18 protein-coding genes and 1 pseudogene are annotated in these 20,520 nt (G+C 45.1%); 11 read left to right on the top strand and 8 right to left on the bottom strand.

What is annotated here, in order from left to right:
* The first annotated feature begins 50 nt into the window (after positions 1-50).
* Genes lptD through apaH form a run of 6 tightly spaced genes read left to right on the top strand, consistent with a single transcriptional unit; the run spans position 51 to position 6,827 of the window.
* Positions 51-2,408 (top strand): LPS assembly protein LptD, encoded by a 2,358-nt coding sequence (gene lptD / locus CCZ37_RS01730; RefSeq protein WP_094499598.1) that lies wholly within the window; start codon positions 51-53, stop codon positions 2,406-2,408.
* Positions 2,409-2,462: 54 nt separating this feature from the next.
* Positions 2,463-3,758 carry a peptidylprolyl isomerase SurA gene (gene surA, locus CCZ37_RS01725; RefSeq protein ID WP_094499597.1) on the top strand — a complete coding sequence of 432 codons (1,296 nt, stop codon included), beginning with the start codon at positions 2,463-2,465 and terminating at the stop codon, positions 3,756-3,758.
* A complete protein-coding gene (pdxA, locus tag CCZ37_RS01720) occupies positions 3,748-4,740 on the top strand; it encodes a 4-hydroxythreonine-4-phosphate dehydrogenase PdxA (protein WP_094499596.1) in 993 nt (330 codons plus the stop codon). Before surA ends, pdxA begins: the two co-directional genes overlap by 11 nt.
* A gap of 13 nt (positions 4,741-4,753) precedes the next feature.
* Positions 4,754-5,560 carry a 16S rRNA (adenine(1518)-N(6)/adenine(1519)-N(6))-dimethyltransferase RsmA gene (gene rsmA / locus CCZ37_RS01715; RefSeq protein WP_013857835.1) on the top strand — a complete coding sequence of 269 codons (807 nt, stop codon included), beginning with the start codon at positions 4,754-4,756 and terminating at the stop codon, positions 5,558-5,560.
* A gap of 60 nt (positions 5,561-5,620) precedes the next feature.
* A complete protein-coding gene (apaG, locus tag CCZ37_RS01710; protein ID WP_094499595.1) occupies positions 5,621-6,001 on the top strand; it encodes a Co2+/Mg2+ efflux protein ApaG in 381 nt (126 codons plus the stop codon).
* A gap of 10 nt (positions 6,002-6,011) precedes the next feature.
* On the top strand, positions 6,012-6,827 hold the full coding sequence (gene apaH, locus CCZ37_RS01705; RefSeq protein ID WP_094499594.1) for a bis(5'-nucleosyl)-tetraphosphatase (symmetrical) ApaH: 816 nt from the start codon (positions 6,012-6,014) through the stop codon (positions 6,825-6,827).
* 46 nt (positions 6,828-6,873) lie between these two features.
* Here the strand turns inward: apaH and folA are convergent, their stop codons facing one another.
* From folA to rplU, 6 genes are all read right to left on the bottom strand, one after another.
* Positions 6,874-7,356 carry a type 3 dihydrofolate reductase gene (gene folA, locus CCZ37_RS01700; protein ID WP_094499593.1) on the bottom strand — a complete coding sequence of 161 codons (483 nt, stop codon included), beginning with the start codon at positions 7,354-7,356 and terminating at the stop codon, positions 6,874-6,876.
* Positions 7,357-7,399: 43 nt separating this feature from the next.
* The gene (locus tag CCZ37_RS01695) at positions 7,400-7,888 is read right to left on the bottom strand and encodes a threonine/serine exporter family protein (RefSeq protein ID WP_029627276.1); all 489 of its coding nucleotides are present in this window, start codon (positions 7,886-7,888) and stop codon (positions 7,400-7,402) included.
* The gene (locus CCZ37_RS01690; RefSeq protein WP_094499592.1) at positions 7,876-8,637 is read right to left on the bottom strand and encodes a threonine/serine exporter family protein; all 762 of its coding nucleotides are present in this window, start codon (positions 8,635-8,637) and stop codon (positions 7,876-7,878) included. The genes CCZ37_RS01695 and CCZ37_RS01690 overlap by 13 nt, the downstream gene beginning before the upstream one ends.
* A gap of 133 nt (positions 8,638-8,770) precedes the next feature.
* Entirely contained in the window at positions 8,771-9,943 is a 1,173-nt protein-coding gene (gene cgtA / locus CCZ37_RS01685; RefSeq protein WP_010320622.1) for an Obg family GTPase CgtA, read from the bottom strand.
* A gap of 221 nt (positions 9,944-10,164) precedes the next feature.
* On the bottom strand, positions 10,165-10,422 hold the full coding sequence (rpmA, locus tag CCZ37_RS01680) for a 50S ribosomal protein L27 (protein ID WP_010320621.1): 258 nt from the start codon (positions 10,420-10,422) through the stop codon (positions 10,165-10,167).
* Positions 10,423-10,443: 21 nt separating this feature from the next.
* Positions 10,444-10,755 (bottom strand): 50S ribosomal protein L21, encoded by a 312-nt coding sequence (gene rplU, locus CCZ37_RS01675; protein WP_010320620.1) that lies wholly within the window; start codon positions 10,753-10,755, stop codon positions 10,444-10,446.
* A 272-nt stretch (positions 10,756-11,027) separates the two neighbouring features.
* Here rplU and ispB point away from each other — a divergent pair, with 272 nt between their 5' ends.
* Positions 11,028-11,999 carry an octaprenyl diphosphate synthase gene (ispB, locus tag CCZ37_RS01665; protein ID WP_094499591.1) on the top strand — a complete coding sequence of 324 codons (972 nt, stop codon included), beginning with the start codon at positions 11,028-11,030 and terminating at the stop codon, positions 11,997-11,999.
* A 97-nt stretch (positions 12,000-12,096) separates the two neighbouring features.
* On the opposite strand, the gene CCZ37_RS01660 is transcribed toward ispB, so the two are convergent.
* Together CCZ37_RS01660 and mdh are read right to left on the bottom strand one after the other, a co-directional pair.
* Entirely contained in the window at positions 12,097-13,503 is a 1,407-nt protein-coding gene (locus CCZ37_RS01660; protein ID WP_010320618.1) for a basic amino acid/polyamine antiporter, read from the bottom strand.
* 293 nt (positions 13,504-13,796) lie between these two features.
* Positions 13,797-14,732 (bottom strand): malate dehydrogenase, encoded by a 936-nt coding sequence (gene mdh, locus CCZ37_RS01655; protein ID WP_094499590.1) that lies wholly within the window; start codon positions 14,730-14,732, stop codon positions 13,797-13,799.
* Positions 14,733-15,057: 325 nt separating this feature from the next.
* Here mdh and argR point away from each other — a divergent pair, with 325 nt between their 5' ends.
* The 4 genes and pseudogenes from argR (at position 15,058) to CCZ37_RS01630 (ending at position 20,358) form a co-directional block, all read left to right on the top strand.
* Positions 15,058-15,531 carry a transcriptional regulator ArgR gene (gene argR, locus CCZ37_RS01650; protein ID WP_010320616.1) on the top strand — a complete coding sequence of 158 codons (474 nt, stop codon included), beginning with the start codon at positions 15,058-15,060 and terminating at the stop codon, positions 15,529-15,531.
* 466 nt (positions 15,532-15,997) lie between these two features.
* The gene (locus tag CCZ37_RS01645) at positions 15,998-16,966 is read left to right on the top strand and encodes a TAXI family TRAP transporter solute-binding subunit (protein WP_094499589.1); all 969 of its coding nucleotides are present in this window, start codon (positions 15,998-16,000) and stop codon (positions 16,964-16,966) included.
* A gap of 297 nt (positions 16,967-17,263) precedes the next feature.
* Positions 17,264-19,849: pseudogene (locus tag CCZ37_RS01635) on the top strand (TRAP transporter permease).
* Positions 19,850-19,920: 71 nt separating this feature from the next.
* Positions 19,921-20,358: a universal stress protein gene (locus tag CCZ37_RS01630; RefSeq protein ID WP_010320612.1), complete on the top strand. Its 438-nt coding sequence runs from the start codon at positions 19,921-19,923 to the stop codon at positions 20,356-20,358.
* Positions 20,359-20,520: the final 162 nt, after the last annotated feature.

The following is a 20,520-nucleotide window of genomic DNA, read 5'->3' as shown; positions in this document are numbered from 1 at the left end:
GGCCATCCATCTTCCGAATCAATCAAGTTCAAACAGGATAGTACAACTCGATGTCATGTTTTTCCCGCACCTTGTTAGCCGCTTCAATTAGCGCAGCTCTTTTTGTGCCACAGACTCAAGCAGAAGCTATGTTAGACAATAGTGTGCAGGAAATGCCCGCTATAGATCAATGTTTGATCAACCAACCTGAAGTAGAAAATGGTCAGCAACCGATTAATATCGAGGCTGATACGCTAGAAGCCGTGAACGGTGAACGCGCAAACTACTCAGGCAATGTGGTCGTTGTTCAAGGGAAAAAGCGTATTCTGGCTGATACCGTGACCCTACACCAAAAAGACAATATTGTGGTTGCGCAAGGTAATGTCAACTTCAGTGACGGTCAAGTAAAGACCATTTCTGACAAAGCAACCAACAACCTCAACACAGATTTAATGACATTAGAGAACACAAAATATCAATTTTTGTGTGAACCTGGCCGTGGTGAAGCTGTGTATATTTCCAAAACGGGTAAAGCCGTTTATGAGATTGAAGATGGCTCGATTACCTCTTGCCCTGAAGGCGACAATGCATGGCGAATGAAAGCATCCAGTATTGATATCGACCAAAATGAAGAGCAAGCCACTTTTTATAATCCACGCTTCGAAATTCAAAATATTCCGATCTTTTATCTGCCATTTCTTACGGTGCCGATTGGCGACACACGAAAAACGGGATTTTTATACCCTACCGTTTCTTACGGCTCTAGCGATGGTTTTGAAGCCCAAGTGCCTATTTATTGGAACTTAGCGCCAAACTATGACCTAAAAACAACCGTCAAATATATGCAAGAACGCGGAACTCAATTAAACAGTGAATTCCGTTATCTGAATGATTTTGGCGTAGGTAACATTAAATCTGAATATTTACCTGATGATCAGAAATACCTAGAGAAAGGAGACCGTTGGGGCTTCCAATACCAACACAGTGGTATTTTCAACCAAGCTTGGAAGTTTGAGATTGATTACTCTCAGGTCAGTGACGTTAGTTATTTTAGTGATGTGGATTCCGGCATAGGTAACCGAGAAGATGGTCAGCTTATCCAACAAGGAAAAGCCACCTACCGGACCCTCAATTGGGACTCATCGATACTGGTTCGTGACTTTCAACTGCTTACTGAAGATAAAACCAGCATCAACCAACCTTATCGCCTGATGCCACAGATTGCGTTTAATTACTACGCTCCCGAAGTATTGCCCTATTTGAACTTTGATATGGTGAGCCATCTATCGCGTTTTGAAACCGATGCAAAAGGAAAACCTGCAGCAACCAGAGCGCACATTGAGCCTGGATTTACCATCCCTATTAGCAACACTTGGGGAACTTGGACAACCGAAGCGCGCATTCTAGGAACCTATTACCAACAAGATCTTAGCGGGGTTGAGCTCAGTTCGGGTAATAATAAAGACCTGAAAGAGAACGTTTCACGCATCATTCCGGAATTTAGAACTCATGCTGGTTTGGTGCTAGAGAGAGATACGGTTCTGTTTGATAATTATACGCAAACACTTGAACCGCAAATTCAATACTTATATGTACCGAGAGAAGATCAGCGCAGCATCGGGCTATATGACACTACATTACTGCAAACCGATTACTATGGTTTATTCCGCAGCCGTAAGTACAGTGGTGTCGATTATATTGCCCCAGCAAATCAAATCAGCTACGGCGCCTCTTCACGGTTTTTCGATGATCAGTATAAAGAGCGTTTAAACATCTCTTTTGGTCAGATATTTTATCTCAAAAAAAATCTCAAGAACTCCTCACCCAATGAGACTGAAAATTCAGACAGTAGCTCCAACTACTCGGCTTGGGCCGTCGAAATGGACTTCAACTATGGCGATTTTCTGTTCTACCACGGCGGAGTTCAGTACGACATTGATAGCAATACGATGCAACTGGCCAACAGTACCCTAGAGTACCGAGTGGGTTCTGGATACATTCAAACTAACTATCGCTATGTTACTAAAGACTATATAGAAAATACCGTTGACTTTAGTACTAGCGGGATAACCGAAGATGGGATCTCTCAAGCGGGTTTACTGGCCGGATATCAAATCTCCAAAAAGTGGAATGCCAGCGGACAGTACTTCTACGATTTAACCACAGATAATAATCTAGAGTGGCTCGCTAACCTAAGCTACACCTCTGACTGCTGGTACATCGGTTTTACATACAGTAATCAATTGCGAAGATGGAATGGTAATTTTGCAACGGACCCGGATGCGACACCACTTTACGAAAATAACTTTAGTTTAAACTTTGGTATTGTCGGTTTTGGCACCACGATTGGCGCAGGTTCCGGAATGACGGGTGTAGACAGCGCTGGAAATGCATTGGGTTATGGTCGTCCATTTTTCCTAAACAACTAATTTATTTGGCCTTCGCTCAAGCCAAGGCCCTTGCTCATTTTGATAGGACTACAAATGAAATCGTGGAAACACACACTGATTGGCTTGATGGCAACATTAAGCCTAAACACCGCATCTGCTGCTCCTGTTGAGCTCGATCGCGTCGCCGTCATCGTCAATAGTGGCGTTATTTTACAGAGTGATATTGATGGTGCATTAAAAACCTTGACCATTAATGCAAAGAAAAATAGCCAAACGCTACCAGAAGAGACTGTGCTGCGTGAGCAAGTGGTTGAAAAATTGATTATTGACACCATTCAGCAACAAGAAGCACAACGTATTGGTGTACGCATTGACGATAATCGGCTCAATGATGCGATCGCTGAGATTGCGAAAAACAATAATCAAACCCTCGAACAGCTCAACGCCTCTGTGACCGCAGAAGGGCTGACTTACGCGGAATTTCGTGAACAAGTGCGTAATGAAATTGCCTCAAGTGAAGCACGTAATGCTTTGGTTCGTCGCCGGATCAATATCTTACCGGACGAAGTGGACAACTTAGCTAATATTCTTGCGCAAGAAACCAATGCAACGGTGCAATATAAAATCAGCCATATCCAACTGCGCGTTGACGACACTCAAGATAAAACGGCAGTAGAACAACAAGCCAAAACCTTAGTCGAAAAACTCAACCAAGGCGCGGATTTCAGCACCATGGCTTACACCTATTCAAAAGGTCCGAAAGCACTGCAAGGTGGTGATTGGGGCTGGATGCGCAAAGAAGAAATGCCGACAATTTTTGCCGACCAAATCAAAATGCAAAACAAAGGCTCTATTATTGGGCCATTTCGCAGTGGCGTCGGTTTCCACATTCTTAAAATTGATGATGTCAAAGGGTTAGAAACCGTCGCAGTCACAGAAGTTAATGCCCGTCATATATTGATTAAACCGACCGTTATTTTAAGTGATGACGGCGTACAAAAAGAGCTCAATGACTTCATTCGTCGCATTAAGGCTGGTGAAGCGAGCTTTGGCGAACTTGCGCAGCAATACAGCCAAGACCCCGGCTCTGCGGCGCAAAATGGTGAACTGGGTTATCAAACACCAGATCTGTACGTGCCAGAGTTTCAACATCAAATCGAAACATTATCGGTTGGGCAAATCAGCGAACCCTTCAAAACCGTTCATGGTTGGCACATTGTCGAAGTACTTGATCGCCGTGAAGTCGACCGTACCGATTCAGCACTGAAAAACAAAGCTTATCGCATTCTTTTCAATCGTAAATTTAATGAAGAAGCGAGTGCTTGGCTACAAGAGATGCGTGCCAGTGCCTTTGTCGAAGTATTAAAGGATGAGCAAGATGACAATTAAACGTATTGTTGTCACGGCAGGTGAACCCGCTGGCATTGGCCCAGATTTAGTGCTGGCTTTGTCGAAAGAAGATTGGGCACATCAACTAGTGGTATGCGCAGACAAAAGCTTGCTTGCAGAGCGCGCTAAAGAGCTCAATATTGACGTTATATTGGAAGACTACTTAGTCACCTCTGCACCAAAACCACAGCAAGCGGGGCGGTTAGTAGTGAATCATATTCCGCTCGGTGCTCCGGTCATAACCGGAAAATTGGATGAGGCCAATGGTCATTATGTATTAAATACATTAGAAAGAGCCGCTTTAGGCTGTATGAATAATGAATTTGATGCTATTGTCACCGGCCCCGTGCATAAGGGGGTGATAAATCGAGCTGGCGTGACATTTAGTGGCCACACTGAGTTTTTTGCTGAACAGTCCAATACCCCACTTGTGGTTATGATGCTTGCAACAGAAGGGCTGAGAGTCGCACTAGCGACAACACATATTCCACTAGCTCATGTCTCAAATGCGGTAACGGTTGAGCGGTTAGAAAAGATCATCACCATTTTACATAAAGATTTGGTGGAAAAATTTGCCATTGTGCAACCCAAAATTTATGTATGTGGTTTAAACCCGCACGCGGGAGAAGATGGCTGCCTAGGCCGTGAAGAGATAGAAACCATCACTCCAACATTAGAAAAAATTCGTCAACAAGATGGCATTAATTTGATTGGCCCACTACCAGCCGACACCATCTTCAATGACAAATACTTGCAAGATGCCGATGCTGTTTTAGGTATGTATCACGATCAAGTCCTGCCCGTATTAAAGTACAAAGGCTTTGGTCGTTCAGTAAATATTACTCTTGGTCTACCCTTTATAAGAACATCGGTCGATCATGGCACCGCACTCGAATTGGCAGGGAAAGGGCTTGCGGATACAGGGAGCTTTAGAACAGCACTCGCCTACGCGATTGACTTGGTAGAAAAGAAACCTAATTAATTTCGAGAAAACTATGAGAAATGATGTCCACTTAGGACACAAAGCGCGTAAACGTTTTGGTCAAAACTTCCTAAACGATCCATACATTATTGATGGCATCGTCTCTGCGATTAACCCTCGTCCGGGGCAAAATTTGGTTGAGATCGGCCCAGGTCTAGGGGCGATAACTGAGCCAGTCGGCCGCGAAGTGGATAAATTCACTGTTATTGAGCTAGACCGTGACTTAGCTGAGCGCCTACGCAACCACCCAGAATTATCGAGTAAATTGACGATTCACGAAGGCGATGCGATGCGCTTTGACTTCACGCAGTTGGTGAAGCCGAATAATAAACTGCGCATTTTCGGCAACTTGCCATACAACATTTCAACGCCATTAATGTTCCACTTATTTGAATTTCATAAAGATATTCAAGATATGCACTTCATGCTGCAAAAAGAAGTGGTCAACCGTTTAGCTGCTGGTCCCGGCAGTAAAGCTTACGGGCGCTTAACGGTTATGACGCAGTATTTCTGCAAAGTGGTTCCTGTGTTAGAAGTTCCGCCAACGGCTTTTGTGCCGCCACCGAAAGTTGATTCAGCCGTGGTGCGTTTGGTGCCTTATGAAGTACTGCCGCATCCAACGACAAATATGAAATGGTTAGAGCGTGTCTGCCGAGATGGTTTTAACCAACGTCGTAAAACCGTACGCAACTGCTACAAAGGTTTGATTGAGGTGGAAACACTAGAAGAACTTGGGGTCAACCCTGGCATGCGCCCGGAAAACCTAACACTTGAACAGTTTGTTGCTATGGCAAACTGGTTAGACGCTCATCACGCCTAATAACGATTGAGCGATAAACGGCCAATGTCTATCGCTCATCTATAAAAACAAGGAGTTAACATGGATATCTCTGAACCTTGTATCAAAATCCAAGTCCATACCCAGTATCTCCCCGAGCAGTCCAATCCCGATTTACACCGCTATATCTTTGCCTATGTGATCACCATCCGTAACCTCAGCAACCAGCAGGTACAGCTGATGAGCCGCCGTTGGTTAATTACCGATGCAAATGGCAAACAGATGTCTGTGGAAGGTGATGGAGTAGTCGGGGAACAACCGATTATCTTGCCCAATGATGAGTACCGCTATAACAGTGGTACCGCGTTGGAAACGCCAGTCGGTGTCATGCAAGGCCACTATATTATGTTAGATGAAATGGGCGCTGAATTTACTGTTGAAATAGAACCATTTCGTCTCGCGGTTCCCAATGTTTTAAATTAAAGAGGTAGCCGTGGCGAACTATATTGTCGGCGACATTCAAGGCTGTTTTGATGAGCTGCAGTGCTTACTGGCTCAAGTGCAATTCCAACCACAGCAAGACACACTGTGGGTCGCTGGCGACTTAGTTGCAAGAGGCCCTAAATCTCTAGAAACACTACGTTTTATCAAACAATTAGGTAGTGCGGCGCGTATCGTTCTAGGCAATCACGATCTTCACCTACTGGCCGTCTCACAGGGCATCCACCCATGTAAACCTCGTGATAAAACCTTACCCATATTACAAGCGAACGATGCAGCAGAGCTGCTCACTTGGTTGCGCCATCAACCGCTCCTCGCTGAACATGCTGACTTTGTCATGTGCCATGCGGGGATCTCTCCTCTGTGGGATCTTGAAACAGCGCGCCAAGCAGCAAAAGAAGTCGAAAGTATTTTGCAAAGCGATCGTTGGTGTTGGCTTATCGAGCAGATGTACAGCAACACACCTGATATGTGGAGCTCGAAGCTAGAAGGGATTGATCGCTATCGCTATACCATCAATGCCTATACTCGGATGCGTTTTTGCTTTGCTGATGGGCGTCTTGATATGGCGTGCAAACTTCCCCCTCAAGAAATAAAAGATGAAGAATTGTTACCGTGGTTTGCCCTGCCTAAACGCATTAAGCTCGATAAAACCGCTCTCTTTGGCCACTGGGCCGCTTTAAAAGGTTACCGCAGCAAGGAAGTGATAGGGCTTGACACTGGCTGTGTGTGGGGAGGATGTTTGACCATGCTACGCTGGGAAGATAAGCACTACTTCACTCAACCAGCATTAACCCATAAAGGCTAACCAATAAAAAGATCCGGATCGTTGCTTAATATCGATCCGAAATCCTCTATTGCTTATCAAAAACCACAAACTGCATGTTGTGAGCATTTTTGTCATCCGCTTGATACATTTCACGATGAACTTCTTGCCACTCACTCCCCCACTCAGGAAATTGAGTATCTCCCTCAATATTTAAATCAATAAAGGTGAGGTATAGTTTATTAGCTTGTGACATACAGGCTTGATAGACAGAGCCGCCACCAATGATCATCACCTCATCAACATTGCCTGCAACCTCGATGGCTTCTTCAATCGAAGGCACAATACTCACTCCTTCAATCACCAATGAAGCATCACGGCTGATCACGATATTATGACGGCCGGGTAACGGGCGACCAATAGACTCATAAGTTTTGCGCCCCATGATCACAGGTTTACCCAACGTACAGCGTTTAAACCATGCAAAATCTGCCGGTAAATACCATGGCATTTGATTGTCTTTACCAATAATCCGGTTGTCTGCCATCGCAGCAATCATGCTGATGATCATAAATAAGATCCTAAAGTGTCATCACGAAAAATAGCCCATGCCCTTACACTATGGGTTTGCGCCGATAGAATAACAAACCCGGCACCGCAAGGCCAACCGCTAAACCTGCGATAATAAACATCGCTTTTAAAAAGTTAGCCATTAGGATCGCCAGCAACTCAGGCGTAAAGCCTAGATGATTAATTTCGACCATTGCAATCATCGCTTTAAAGGCAAAAACGCCGGGAACCATTGGGATCAATGCCGCTACCGTAAATACTTTAGGGTGAGCTAAAAATTTACGCGACCAACGCACGCCAATCATTCCAACGATAGTTGCAGCAAAAAAGCTCGCCCACTCAATGGGAATACCAAATTGCATCATTAGGTAACGTGAGCCATGACCGATCGCGCCACCTAACGCACAATATTTTAGTGCTGGTACAGGAACATTGAACACCAAAGCAAAACCAACGGCCGGGATTGCAGCAAAAAACATGTCATTGGCTAGACCGAGTAATAAATTCATCCAATCCATCGCTACCAACCCCATACACCCGTCACACTCATCGCCGCAACGATGCCCAAACTCGTTGCCAACGTCAGCAAACTTGCCATCACAAAACGGGCAATACCCATGTTGATATAACCTTTAAGCATATCCGCGACGGCATTAATTAAAGGAAAACCGGGCACCAACATCAACACCGAAGAAGCCATCACAATGGTTGGTTTATTACCTAATTGATAGATGATGGCCTGCGCTGAAATGATCGAAGTGACAAACGAAGTCACCGTAAAGTTGACGAGCGGATTAAATTGTCGATGCCCAATCTCTTGGCGGACGATCATACCGACGGCGGACGCAAAAAACGTCATCATAAAGACCATCCAATCTCCGCCAGCTAAACGGGCAAAAGCTGCGCAAGAGAGGCCAATCATTACCACAACCAACCAACGGTTATAACGTTCAGGACTGATTTTATTGAGTTTTTTTTGAGCAAAAGAATAATCTAAAATCCCTTTTTCCATCATGATGCAGATGCGCTGGACTTGCGTCACTACCCGCATATTGATCCCACGATCAGGACAACGGCGCGCAGTCGTAATGCAATGGCCATCGTAAACCGTGGTTAGCACAAGTGAACTCGCCGAGAGCGATACTTCCACTTCACTCATGCCACACGCCGCTCCCATGCGACGCATAATATCGCCCACCAGTGTACTTTCCGCACCATGAGCCAACAACATTTGCCCTGCTTGAGCGATCAATCGAGAAACTGGTCTCTGTTTGGATGTCATGATTCCTTTCCGAACGTCCTAAAAGCCCAATAGTGTGCCCGAAATTGGGTGCTTTAAATATGATTTAGCTATAAAAAAGCCGCAATAATCATTGCGGCTCAATCAATTCTGGAAAATTAATCACGAACGAAAATTAATCACGAACATAGATAACGTGACCGTCATCTTCTTCGTCGTCCCAATCATCCCAGTCATCACCATCTTCAGTGATCACATTTTGGCTGTTCATCTCATCTTTATGGTAATCATCCCACATGAAATCGACTTTCTGAGCTTCACTGAGCTCTTCCTGCTCACGAGGTAGCGTTTCCATATAGTCAGCCAACTCACGGCACAAATCAGCCGTACCTTGTTGGTTTACTGCCGAAATTTTGAAGTATCGCCCTTCCCAAGCTAGCGCATCTAAGATCTCTTGGATCTTTTCATCAGCTTCTTCTTCAAGCATCAGATCAACTTTGTTGAACACCAACCAACAAGGTTTTTGTGACACTTTTTCGCTGTATTGCTCTAGCTCATCAAAGATGGTCAGCGCATTTTGCGCAGGATCACTTTGATCAATAGGAAGAATGTCGATCATATGCAGCAACACTCGGCAACGTTCTAAGTGCTTTAAGAAGCGAATACCTAAACCAGCACCATCGGCCGCGCCTTCAATCAAGCCCGGAATATCAGCGATCACGAAACTTTTCTCAGGAACCACACTCACGACACCCAAACTTGGGATCAGCGTAGTGAAGGGGTAATCAGCGACTTTTGGCTTCGCTGCTGAAACAGAACGAATAAAGGTTGATTTACCCGCATTCGGCAAGCCAAGCATACCCACGTCAGCTAACAGTAAAAGCTCAAGGCGCAATTCGCGCACCTCACCTTTTTTACCCATGGTTTTTTGGCGTGGTGCGCGGTTAACGGATGACTTAAAGCGAGCATTACCTAAACCATGCCAGCCACCTTTAGCGACCATCACTTTTTTGCCATGCTCTGCAACTTCACCCACCACTTCATTGGTGTGAATGTCAACCGCTCGAGTCCCAACAGGCACCTTCAAAGTAATGTCTTTACCGCGCTTACCTGTACAGTTAGCACCGCCACCATTTTGGCCACGCTCAGCAGCGTAAAAGCGTTGGAATCGGTAATCAACCAAGGTATTTAAGTTTTCATCGGCTTGGATATAAACGTCGCCGCCATCGCCGCCATCGCCGCCATCAGGGCCGCCTTTCGTCACGAATTTTTCACGCCAAAAGCTCACGACACCGTTACCGCCATCACCCGCTTCGACTTTAATTATCGCTTCATCAACGAATTTCATTTGTTACTCCACGCTCTTTGCGTTGCGATATCATTGTCACACAATGATATAAATTCTAGCAGATACACATTCAGGATCGACCGTGATCATCCTTCGTTTTATCCACAATTGGAACACATAAGGAGAAACTCTAGTGATTAGAGTGTCTTCTTTTCTGTTCGGCTGATAAATAAAAAACCCCACCGTAACGGCAGGGCTTTTGAGTTCAGTTAGGTATAAATTTATTCAGCGTCGATGCTAACAAATTTACGGTTTTTAGGACCTTTAACTTCAAATTTCACTTTACCTTCAGTAAGAGCGAAAAGAGTATGGTCTTTACCGATACCAACGTTAGTGCCTGCGTGGAACTTAGTACCACGTTGACGAACGATGATGTTACCTGCAAGAACAGATTCACCACCGAAACGCTTAACACCAAGACGTTTGCTTTCTGAATCGCGGCCGTTACGAGTAGAACCGCCAGCTTTTTTGTGTGCCATTGTTAAACTCTCCTAAATTACTTAAGCGTTGATGCCAGTGATTTTCACTTCAGTGAACCACTGACGGTGGCCTTGTTGTTTACGAGAGTGTTTACGACGACGGAACTTAACGATTTTAACTTTATCGCCACGACCGTGTTGTACTACTTCAGCAGTAATTTTACCGCCTTCAACAAGAGGTGCCCCAACAGTGATTTGCTCACCGTTAGCAACTAGTAGAACTTTATCAAATTCAACAGTTGCACCAGTTTCAACGTCTAATTTCTCTAAACGAAGAGTTTGACCTTCGCTTACACGGTGTTGTTTACCACCAGATTGGAAAACAGCGTACATATTTTACTCCGCTCTTTCCGCACAGCCGTATGCTTTTTATTTGAGCAATTTGGGTGTGCGCTAAACTAATCATCAATAGGGCGCAGATTCTACGCGAATGAGTACCCCAAGACAAGCCATATTTTGAAAAAATTGGCGAAAAGCTAATCGCCAATGAAAAGTGGCGCAATCATGCCTTTAAGCCTTGTATTAATCAACGTTTTTTAGTGTATTATTCGAGAATTATAGAAGAACACAACACCTTATAGGTTCTAACTTCAGCCGGATTAACCATGGATTTTAAAGCTATCCAAACGCTTACTGCCAATGACATGGCAAAAGTGAATGAAACGATTCAAGCTCAGCTCAACTCTGATGTATCTTTAATCAATCAATTAGGATTCTACATCGTCAGCGGAGGTGGGAAACGTCTGCGTCCTTTGCTGGCTATTTTGTCGGCTCGAGCCCTTGGTTATCAAGGTGAAGCGCACACGACTGCCGCGGCATTTATTGAATTCCTCCACACGGCAACCTTGCTGCATGACGACGTTGTCGATGAATCGGATATGCGCCGTGGCAAAGCAACAGCGAACGCGGCATTTGGTAATGCAGCGAGCGTGTTAGTGGGGGATTTTATCTACACGCGTTCCTTCCAAATGATGACTACACTAGGATCGTTAAGGATCCTTGAGCTGATGAGCGATGCGGTGAACGTTATCGCTGAAGGCGAAGTGCAGCAATTGATGAACTGTAATGATCCAAACACTACCGAAGAAAATTACCTACAAGTGATCTACTCGAAAACAGCGCGTTTGTTTGAAGCTGCGACCCAGATTGGTGCGATATTAAGTAACGCTTCTCCTGAAATTGAAACGGCACTACAGAACTATGGTAAGTACCTTGGCACAGCCTTCCAGCTCATTGATGACGTGATGGATTACACCTCTGATGGCAGTGAAATGGGCAAAAATGTGGGCGATGATTTAGCAGAAGGCAAACCAACACTTCCTCTATTGTACGCAATGCAGCATGGTACACCCGAGCAAAAAGAGATGATCCGTGAGGCCATCGAGAAAGCCAATGGCATAGAACAGCTTGATGCGATTCTAGCGGCAATGATACAAACAGGCTCGCTTGAATACACAACCAACAAAGCGCTCGAAGAAGCCGATAAAGCGATCAATGAGCTGTCTATCCTGCCAGAAAGTGAATATAAACAAGCACTGATAGCTCTAGCTCATATGGCTGTGAATAGAACAAAGTAGAACAGCCGCTAGCTTGGACGAAGAATCGATCTTTGCCTAGAAATGCACCGCTACAAAAAGAGCCTCAGTTGAGGCTCTTTTTGATTCTAAGCGTTATTTAAAACCCGCCTTGCCAAATCATGCCAAATGCAAAAACAGCCACGATCGTTAAAGCACAAGCTCCTAACTTTTCTTTGCCTTGAAAAGGATCAATGCCCTGCTCTCGTTTGGCTTTCATGTAGAAATAGAGCCCAGGTAAGTAGAGTAGCGCGGAGAGCATCAAATAGTGCAAACCAGAGGCATACAAAAGCCAAATTCCATAAATGGTGGCACAAGAACCTATTACCAAAAGTTTGCCTTTATTCTTCTGTTCAATCGCGATCTTTAACGTAAAGGCGCCGATCAAAAAATAGGGAACAAGGATCATTTCTGAAGCGAAGATCAGCAGCGTATCGTAGGTGCTGCCTGCGTACATCACCAGAATCAGTGAGACCTGAATGCAGACATTGGTTAGAGTTAAGGCTTTTACTGGGCTCCCCGCTTCGTTTTGCTCGGCGTAGATGGCAGGAAACATCTTATCTCTGGCACATAAAAATGGCGCTTCAGAGGCTAGGACCGTCCAGCTAAGAAAAGCACCGCACACCGAAATAATTAATCCAACACCTATGATGTACTCACCCCAAGGACCAAGAATAGTCATCAGCACTTTGGCCATTGAAGGATTCTGATATTGCGCCAATTCAACGGGTTTAATCACGCCCATCGACAATAAGGTGACCAATACATAAATGGTCAACGCCGTAAGCAAACCGAGAATAGTCGCTTTACCGATATCAGCACGGTGGCGAGCGCGGCTTGACACAACAACCGCTCCCTCTATTCCGATGAACACCCATACCGTGATCAACATGGTGCTTTTTATTTGATCCAGCAGATCATGGCCAGCACCGAAGTGCAAGCCTGTAAAATCCAATGTGAATTTGTCCCAAGAAAAAGCAAAAGCGGCACAAATGATGAACAACACTAGAGGGATCATTTTCGCAAAGGTGGTAATCAGATTAATAAATGCGGCCGTTTGTACTCCTTTTTTGACCAACGCATGCACTAACCAAAGTAAGACTGATGCACTCACAATGGAAAGCCACGTATTACCCGCACCAAACATCACGTTATCTGGTGTATCAAACAACATGCCTAAGGTACTAAAAACAATCACCAGATAGGAGACATTAGCCACCATGGCGCTAAACCAGTAGCCCCATGCGGAACAAAAACCCGCAAAGTCACCAAATCCTTCTCGAGCAAAACCAAATACACCACTATTGATATGAGGTTTATGGATGGCAAGTTGTTGAAAAGAGAGCGCGAGAAAGATCATACCAACGCCGGTGATCCCCCAACCGATCATGACCGCCAAAGGGCTGGCGACTGAGGCCATGTTTTGTGGCAGGCTAAAAACACCAGCGCCAATCATTGAACCAATGACCAGTGCTGTCAGTGAGCCCAAACCAAGCTTATTATCCATGGGAACTATCCAGTGAGTATCGACACATTAGAGGAAGGCGCTATTTTAGAGAACATATTTACCAGACATCAATCCCTATGTGATCGCGGTCACTGAGATAGTGAGTCAATAGTCAAATTCATTGCTAGGGATCAAAGAGTTTATAAGTTCACGACGAAAATAGTGCACTGCTCAGTAAAAAAAACCGCATATTACACAGTTCAAAGCATCATCATACAAAAATATCGGTAAAAACCATAAAAAATGCCGCTTGGATGAGCAAGCGGCATTTTTGTATAAGATAAGGTTACTCTTTATTTGGCGAAATCAACACCCAGTTGAATATCACCTTTCAGTGTTGTCAGCATTCCATCTAACGCAGCTTGTTCATAGGCACTCAATACACCATAGCTCAACACTTCTTCGACACCCTCTTTACCGAGTTTAATCGGTTGTGCAAAGAATGAGGCATGCTCACTACCACCGTCAACGTAGGCACATTCCACAACACCTGGTTCACCTTGCAGTGCTTTGACTAATGATAAGCCAAAACGGCAAGCCGCTTGACCCATTGACAGTGTTGCACTGCCGCCACCCGCCTTCGCTTCCACCACTTCGGTGCCTGCGTTTTGAATGCGCTTAGTAAGGGCTTCCACTTCTTCGGCCGTGAACTCCACCCCTTCAATTTGTGAAAGCAAAGGAAGGATAGTTACGCCTGAGTGGCCGCCAATCACAGGCACAATAATCTCGCTAGGGTTTTTATCTTTTAGCGCCGCGACAAACGTTTCTGAGCGGATCACATCCAACGTTGTCACACCAAATAGCTTACGCTTGTCGTAAACGCCTGCTTTTTTCAAGACTTCCGCTGCAATAGGTACTGTTGTATTGACAGGGTTGGTGATAATGCCCACACAGGCTTTCGGACAGACAACTGCAATCTTTTCAGCCAACGCTTTCACAATGCCAGCGTTAACATTAAACAGATCCGCGCGATCCATACCCGGCTTACGAGCGACACCAGCAGAAACAAGAACGACATCCGCACCTTCAAGCGCAGGTGTTGGATCTTCGCCAGCATAGCCTTTGATCGATACAGGGGTAGGAATGTGGCTTAGATCGGCAGCAACGCCCGGAGTCACCGGTGCGATGTCATACAGCGCCAGATCGGAGCCAGCAGGAAGATGGTTTTTAAGTAGAAGTGCTAGGGCTTGACCGATGCCACCAGCGGCACCAATAACAGCTACTTTCATCGTAGTTCTCCTTGAGAATAAATCTCTTATAAATGTTTTCGTGTAGGGTATTTTTAAGCTAGAAAACTATAGTAATCACAATATGATTACAATCAATTAACGCTAGCTTTGCGACCTCGCGCAATTCGCTAAAATCGAGCTACAGCAGCGATGGCAATTATGACCTTGTTTATCTTTAGCGACAAAGAGTTAAGTTGCCATTCGACCAAAGTTTTACACAAATGTTTACAGTGACCTTTTAGACACTTTTGGACGATAATTTGGCGATAACTGCATAGCTATGCGAGAATATGCAGCAATAAATGGCTAATCGAAGACGATAACTATGCGCAACAATAATGATAAGCAAGATAATCTGGTTCGTGCTTTTAAAAATCTATTAAAAGAAGAGCGTTTTGGATCTCAAGGTGACATTGTCGATGCCCTGCGTAATGAAGGGTTTGATAGTATCAACCAATCCAAAGTATCTCGCATGCTGACTAAATTTGGTGCGGTGCGCACACGCAACGCAAAAATGGAAATGGTCTACTGCCTTCCTGCTGAGCTCGGTGTACCAACCGTATCAAGTTCACTGCGTGAGTTAGTGCTAGACATAGATCACAATGCCGCGCTGGTAGTGATTCATACCGGACCAGGGGCGGCACAGCTTATTGCTCGGTTACTTGATTCTCTGGGCAAATCGGAAGGCATCTTGGGTGTGGTGGCCGGTGACGATACCATTTTTATCACACCGACACTGAACGTAACGACAAAGCAATTGTTTGATTCAGTCTGTGATCTATTTGATTACGCAGGGTAATGTGTCCCTAAACGTATTTCATCTCACTCTCTAGTAGAATCACACTGCGTCAAGTCGGCGTGATTCTCTTCACATCTTCAGCAATAAGTTGTCACAACAGAAAGAGAAATAACTCCTTGATAGGCAAGCTATTGCCATATTTTGACTCTGATAGTGACGCTTATTAATAGCAAATTTCGCTACATTTTTTAACATTTCTGTAATTATGTGCCGATTTTTTGGTATTATTTAGCCGCTTTTTCAATACTCAGATTGAAAAAGATGCCGTTTCCAGATGAGGAAACTCCCCCGATCCCCAAACATCTTGAAGTGGCGGATAGACGACAAATGAGTCAGTTGTCATATAGCATGGATAAGATTCTGTGATTGGGGTAAACCAACGTAGCCAACACCACAGCAACTTCAACTGAGAAGGGTGTAACAACAATTATCTATGGGATTAATAATGAATAAGGAAGGGAAATTCATGGCGTTGAATAAATTGATTAAAGTTGGAGTAATTGCAGCAGCCGTCATGGGGGCAGGAACGGTCAGTGCACAAGAATTTATTACTATTGGTACGGGATCCGTCACTGGTGTTTACTACCCAACAGGTGGTGCTATTTGTAAGCTGGTTAACAAAGGGCGTAAAGACCACAACATTCGCTGCTCAGTCGAATCAACCGGCGGGTCTATCTACAACGTGAATACCATTCGTTCGAATGAGCTTGATTTTGGTATCGTTCAATCTGACTGGCAGTACCATGGTTATAACGGCACTAGCGAATTTAGCGAACAAGGCCCGAATAAAAAACTGCGCGCAGTATTCTCTCTTCATACCGAACCTTTTAACATCATTGCTCGCGCCGATTCTGGCATTGAAAACGTGGCAGACTTGAAAGGTAAACGTGTCAACATTGGTAACCCTGGTTCGGGTGACAGAGCCACGATGGCAGTGGTGATGGATGCATTTGGTTGGACCAATGACAGCTTCAAGCTAGCTTCTGAACTCAAAGGCTCTGAACGCTCTCAAGCGTTATGCGACAATAAAATAGACGCCTTCATTTACATGGTTGGCCATCCAAATGGTTCAATCAAAGAAGCAACAACCTCATGCGATGCAAAACTCGTCTCTGCCACTGGCCCTGAAATTGAAAAAATTGTTGCCAATAACCCTTACTACGCTTACAGCACCATTCCTGCTGGCATGTATCGTGGAACAGATAAAGATGTAACCAGCTTTGGTGTGGCAGCGACATTGGTATCAAGCACCGATGTGTCTGATGAAGTCGCCTACAACCTAGTCAAAGCGGTATTTGAAGATTTTGATACCTTTAAACGTCTTCACCCTGCTTTTGCTAATTTGAAAAAAGAAGACATGGTTAAAGCCGGGATCTCTATTCCCCTTCATCCAGGTGCTGAAAAATACTACAAAGAAATCGGTTTGCTAAAATAATTTCGCATCGCGAACACTGACAATAACAATACCGAGTCAAAGGGGACTTACTGTCTCCTTTGATTGCCCGTTCAATTACAGGTGATATGCCCTTGATCCCTTTGCGTGATGTTCAAGCAGTGGCGGCGATGATCGCCCACCGTCTTACGTTCACAACGACTCACTGGGCACCTTTGGGTCTTAAATGATTTAACGACCCACCTTTTGTTCTGTTCCGCAATAGCCAGCTTCTCAGTAGCCGGGAATTGACCCTGTGGTCAACCGAGATGTAGGCAGTCAATAATAAGGATAACGTACATGACGAAGACACTCACTCCGTCGACTGATGTGCAGGAAATGGTAGCGCAATCCGATACTGGTGCAAGAAATCCTCACGGTTTGCCAGGGCGCATTTTGTGGTTTGTCCCACTATGTTGGTCCCTATTCCAACTTTGGTATGCTTCACCGCTGCCTTTTATTTTTAACTTTGCCATCTTAAACGATACACAGGCACGAGCGGTTCACCTTACGTTTGCCATTTTTCTAGCCTTTACCGCCTATCCAGCATTAAAGAGCTCACCGCGCGATCGTATTCCACTGATTGACTGGCTCCTTGCCTTAGCCGGTAGCTTCTCTGCCGCTTATATCTATTTATTTTACAACGAGTTGGCTGGTCGTTCTGGCGCACCAACCTTGATTGATATAGCGGTCTCCGTCACAGGAATGGTGCTATTACTTGAAGCAACACGCCGAGCGTTAGGACCACCACTGATGTTGGTCGCTGCACTATTCTTGCTCTACACCTTTGGCGGCCCACACATGCCAGATGTGATTGCTCATAAAGGAGCAAGCCTAAACAAAGCGATGTCTCATTTGTGGCTGACCACTGAAGGAGTTTTTGGTGTGGCTCTTGGGGTTTCCACCTCTTTTGTGTTCTTGTTTGTTCTATTTGGTGCAATGCTTGAACGAGCTGGCGCAGGTGCCTATTTTATCAAGGTGGCCTTTTCACTGTTGGGCCATATGCGAGGCGGCCCAGCGAAAGCAGCGGTTGTGGCCTCAGGCTTATCAGGGCTAGTGTCTGGCTCATCGATTGCAAACGTAGTTACCACCGGCACTTTTACCATTCCATTGATGAAACGCGTTGGCTTTTCCGGAACGAAAGCTGGCGCGGTTGAAGTTGCCGCTTCCACCAATGGCCAATTAACACCGCCGATCATGGGTGCTGCCGCATTTTTAATGGTGGAATATGTCGGTATTTCCTATGTTGAAGTGATCCGTGCTGCGCTACTGCCAGCACTTATCTCTTACATTGCTTTAATTTATATTGTCCATTTGGAAGCCTGTAAAGCGGGAATGAAAGGTCTACCTCGCCGTCATACACCGACGTGGGTGCAAAGCTTACTTTCATTTACGGGTACTATTTTAGGGCTTTGCGTTCTCAGCGCTGTTGTTTACTACGGCATTGGTTGGACCAAAGAGGTGTTTGGTGACGCTGCTACTCCCATTGTTACGGTCGCGCTTTTACTGACTTATGTCGCTCTGATTAGAATCTCATCTCGCTACGCCTCAGAAAGTACAATGGACATGGATATCCAAGAAGTACCCGACCCTGGGCCGACGGTAAAATCAGGGCTTCATTACCTGCTACCTATTGTGGTGCTAGTGTGGTGTTTGACGGTTGAGCGCTTCTCACCCGGGTTATCCGCTTTTTGGGCCACGATATTTATGGTCTTCATTTTGATCACTCAGCGGCCACTCATATCGTTACTTAATAAAAGCAACGATTTGAACACGCAAGTGAAGGCTGGGTTTGTTGATCTTGCCGAAAGCTTGGTTTCGGGCGCGCGAAATATGATTGGCATTGGCGTGGCAACCGCAGCCGCAGGAACCGTCGTTGGTGTCGTCACCTTGACTGGCATCGGCTTAGTGATGACCGATTTTGTTGAGTTTATATCCGGTGGCAGCGTCATACTGATGCTGATTTTTACCGCCGTGATCAGCCTCATTCTTGGTATGGGCTTACCGACCACCGCCAACTACATCGTCGTATCAACCTTAATGGCTCCCGTCATTGTGACACTGGGAGCCGCTCATGGTCTTATCATCCCATTGATTGCCGTACACTTATTTGTGTTCTATTTCGGCATTTTGGCCGATGACACCCCCCCGTTGGCTTGGCGGCATTTGCCGCAGCCGCTATCGCTAAATCAGACCCTATTCGTACAGGTATTCAAGGGTTTGCTTACGATATTCGTACCGCCATTTTGCCCTTTATGTTTGTATTCAACACTCAACTACTGCTAATGGGAATTGATACATGGTGGCACTTAGCGTTAACCATTTTCTCGGCCATTACCGCAATGCTGCTGTTTTCTGCTGCGACTCAAGGTTGGTGGCTAACTCGCAATAAGTGGTGGGAAACCGTCTTGCTGTTGGTGTTAACATTCTCATTCTTCAGGCCCGGTTTTTGGTGGGATATGATTTATCCTGCAACAGAGCTGCATCCTGGTACTTCTATTAATCAAGTGGTTGAAAAACTCCCCGTAGGTCAACCTATCAAACTGATTGTTGCTGGTGAGAAAATCGATGGGAATTTCACATCAAAAACCGTACAACTGCCTTTTGAGGATCAAGCCGCAACGGCAGAGCAGCGTATTCAATCAATGGGACTAACCTTGAAAGAAACCAGCAATCGTATGCTGGTGGATATGATTGAGTTCGGCAGCCCAGCAGAGGCAGCAGGTATAGATTTTGATTGGGAAATCCGCTCAATTGTAGTGGAAAGCCAACGTCCGATGAAAGAGTGGGTTTTCTTACCTGCATTATTACTGGTATTGACCCTGGCTTGGAATCAGAAACGCCGTATGAGAACACAAGAAATACGCGCTTAATCAATATGCCTAGCACGAGCTAGGCATATACTTTACGGAAACAAGGTGCTCTAAAGCACCCTATCGTAGATGAGATAATCCATAATGTATAAACACATTCTTGTTCCAGTAGACCTTAATGAAAAAGGCTTTTCTGACAAAGCCGTTGAACTTGCTGTTTGGCACGCGACACATTCCAATGCTGAAATTCATCTTTTAAATGTATTACCTGGTATCCACATGTCGATGGTCGCCACATACTTCCCGAAAGATGCCGCGGCGAAAATGAAAGAAGACGTCAAGCAACAGCTAAAACAGTTTGCTGATCAACATATCGCTGACGAAGTAATCTACAAACTGCATGTAGCGGAAGGTAAAGCCTACACCACCATTTTAGATTACGCAGAGAAGCTCGGAGCTGATTTGATTATCATGCCAAGCCATAAACGCTCGAAGATCGATAAAGTGATGCTGGGATCGGTGGCCAGTAAAGTAGTGCAAAATTCGCCAATCAATGTACTGGTCGTCAAGCCGCAAGGATAGAAACCCTGCATCGTCATAAAAAAGCGCATGAGGCGCTTTTTTTATGCCAACGATAAGCGCCTCAGTTAGGAATTGGCTATCAAACTAATAGGTTCAATCATCTTTACTTGTTGAGAATAATTATCAATAATGTTTACATCAACCCGATAACCGTTTAGGTGA

The sequence above is a fragment of the Vibrio qinghaiensis genome (genome assembly GCF_002257545.1).
Classification (GTDB): Bacteria; Pseudomonadota; Gammaproteobacteria; order Enterobacterales; family Vibrionaceae; genus Vibrio; species Vibrio ordalii.
This window is presented reverse-complemented; position numbering and strand designations above follow the sequence as displayed.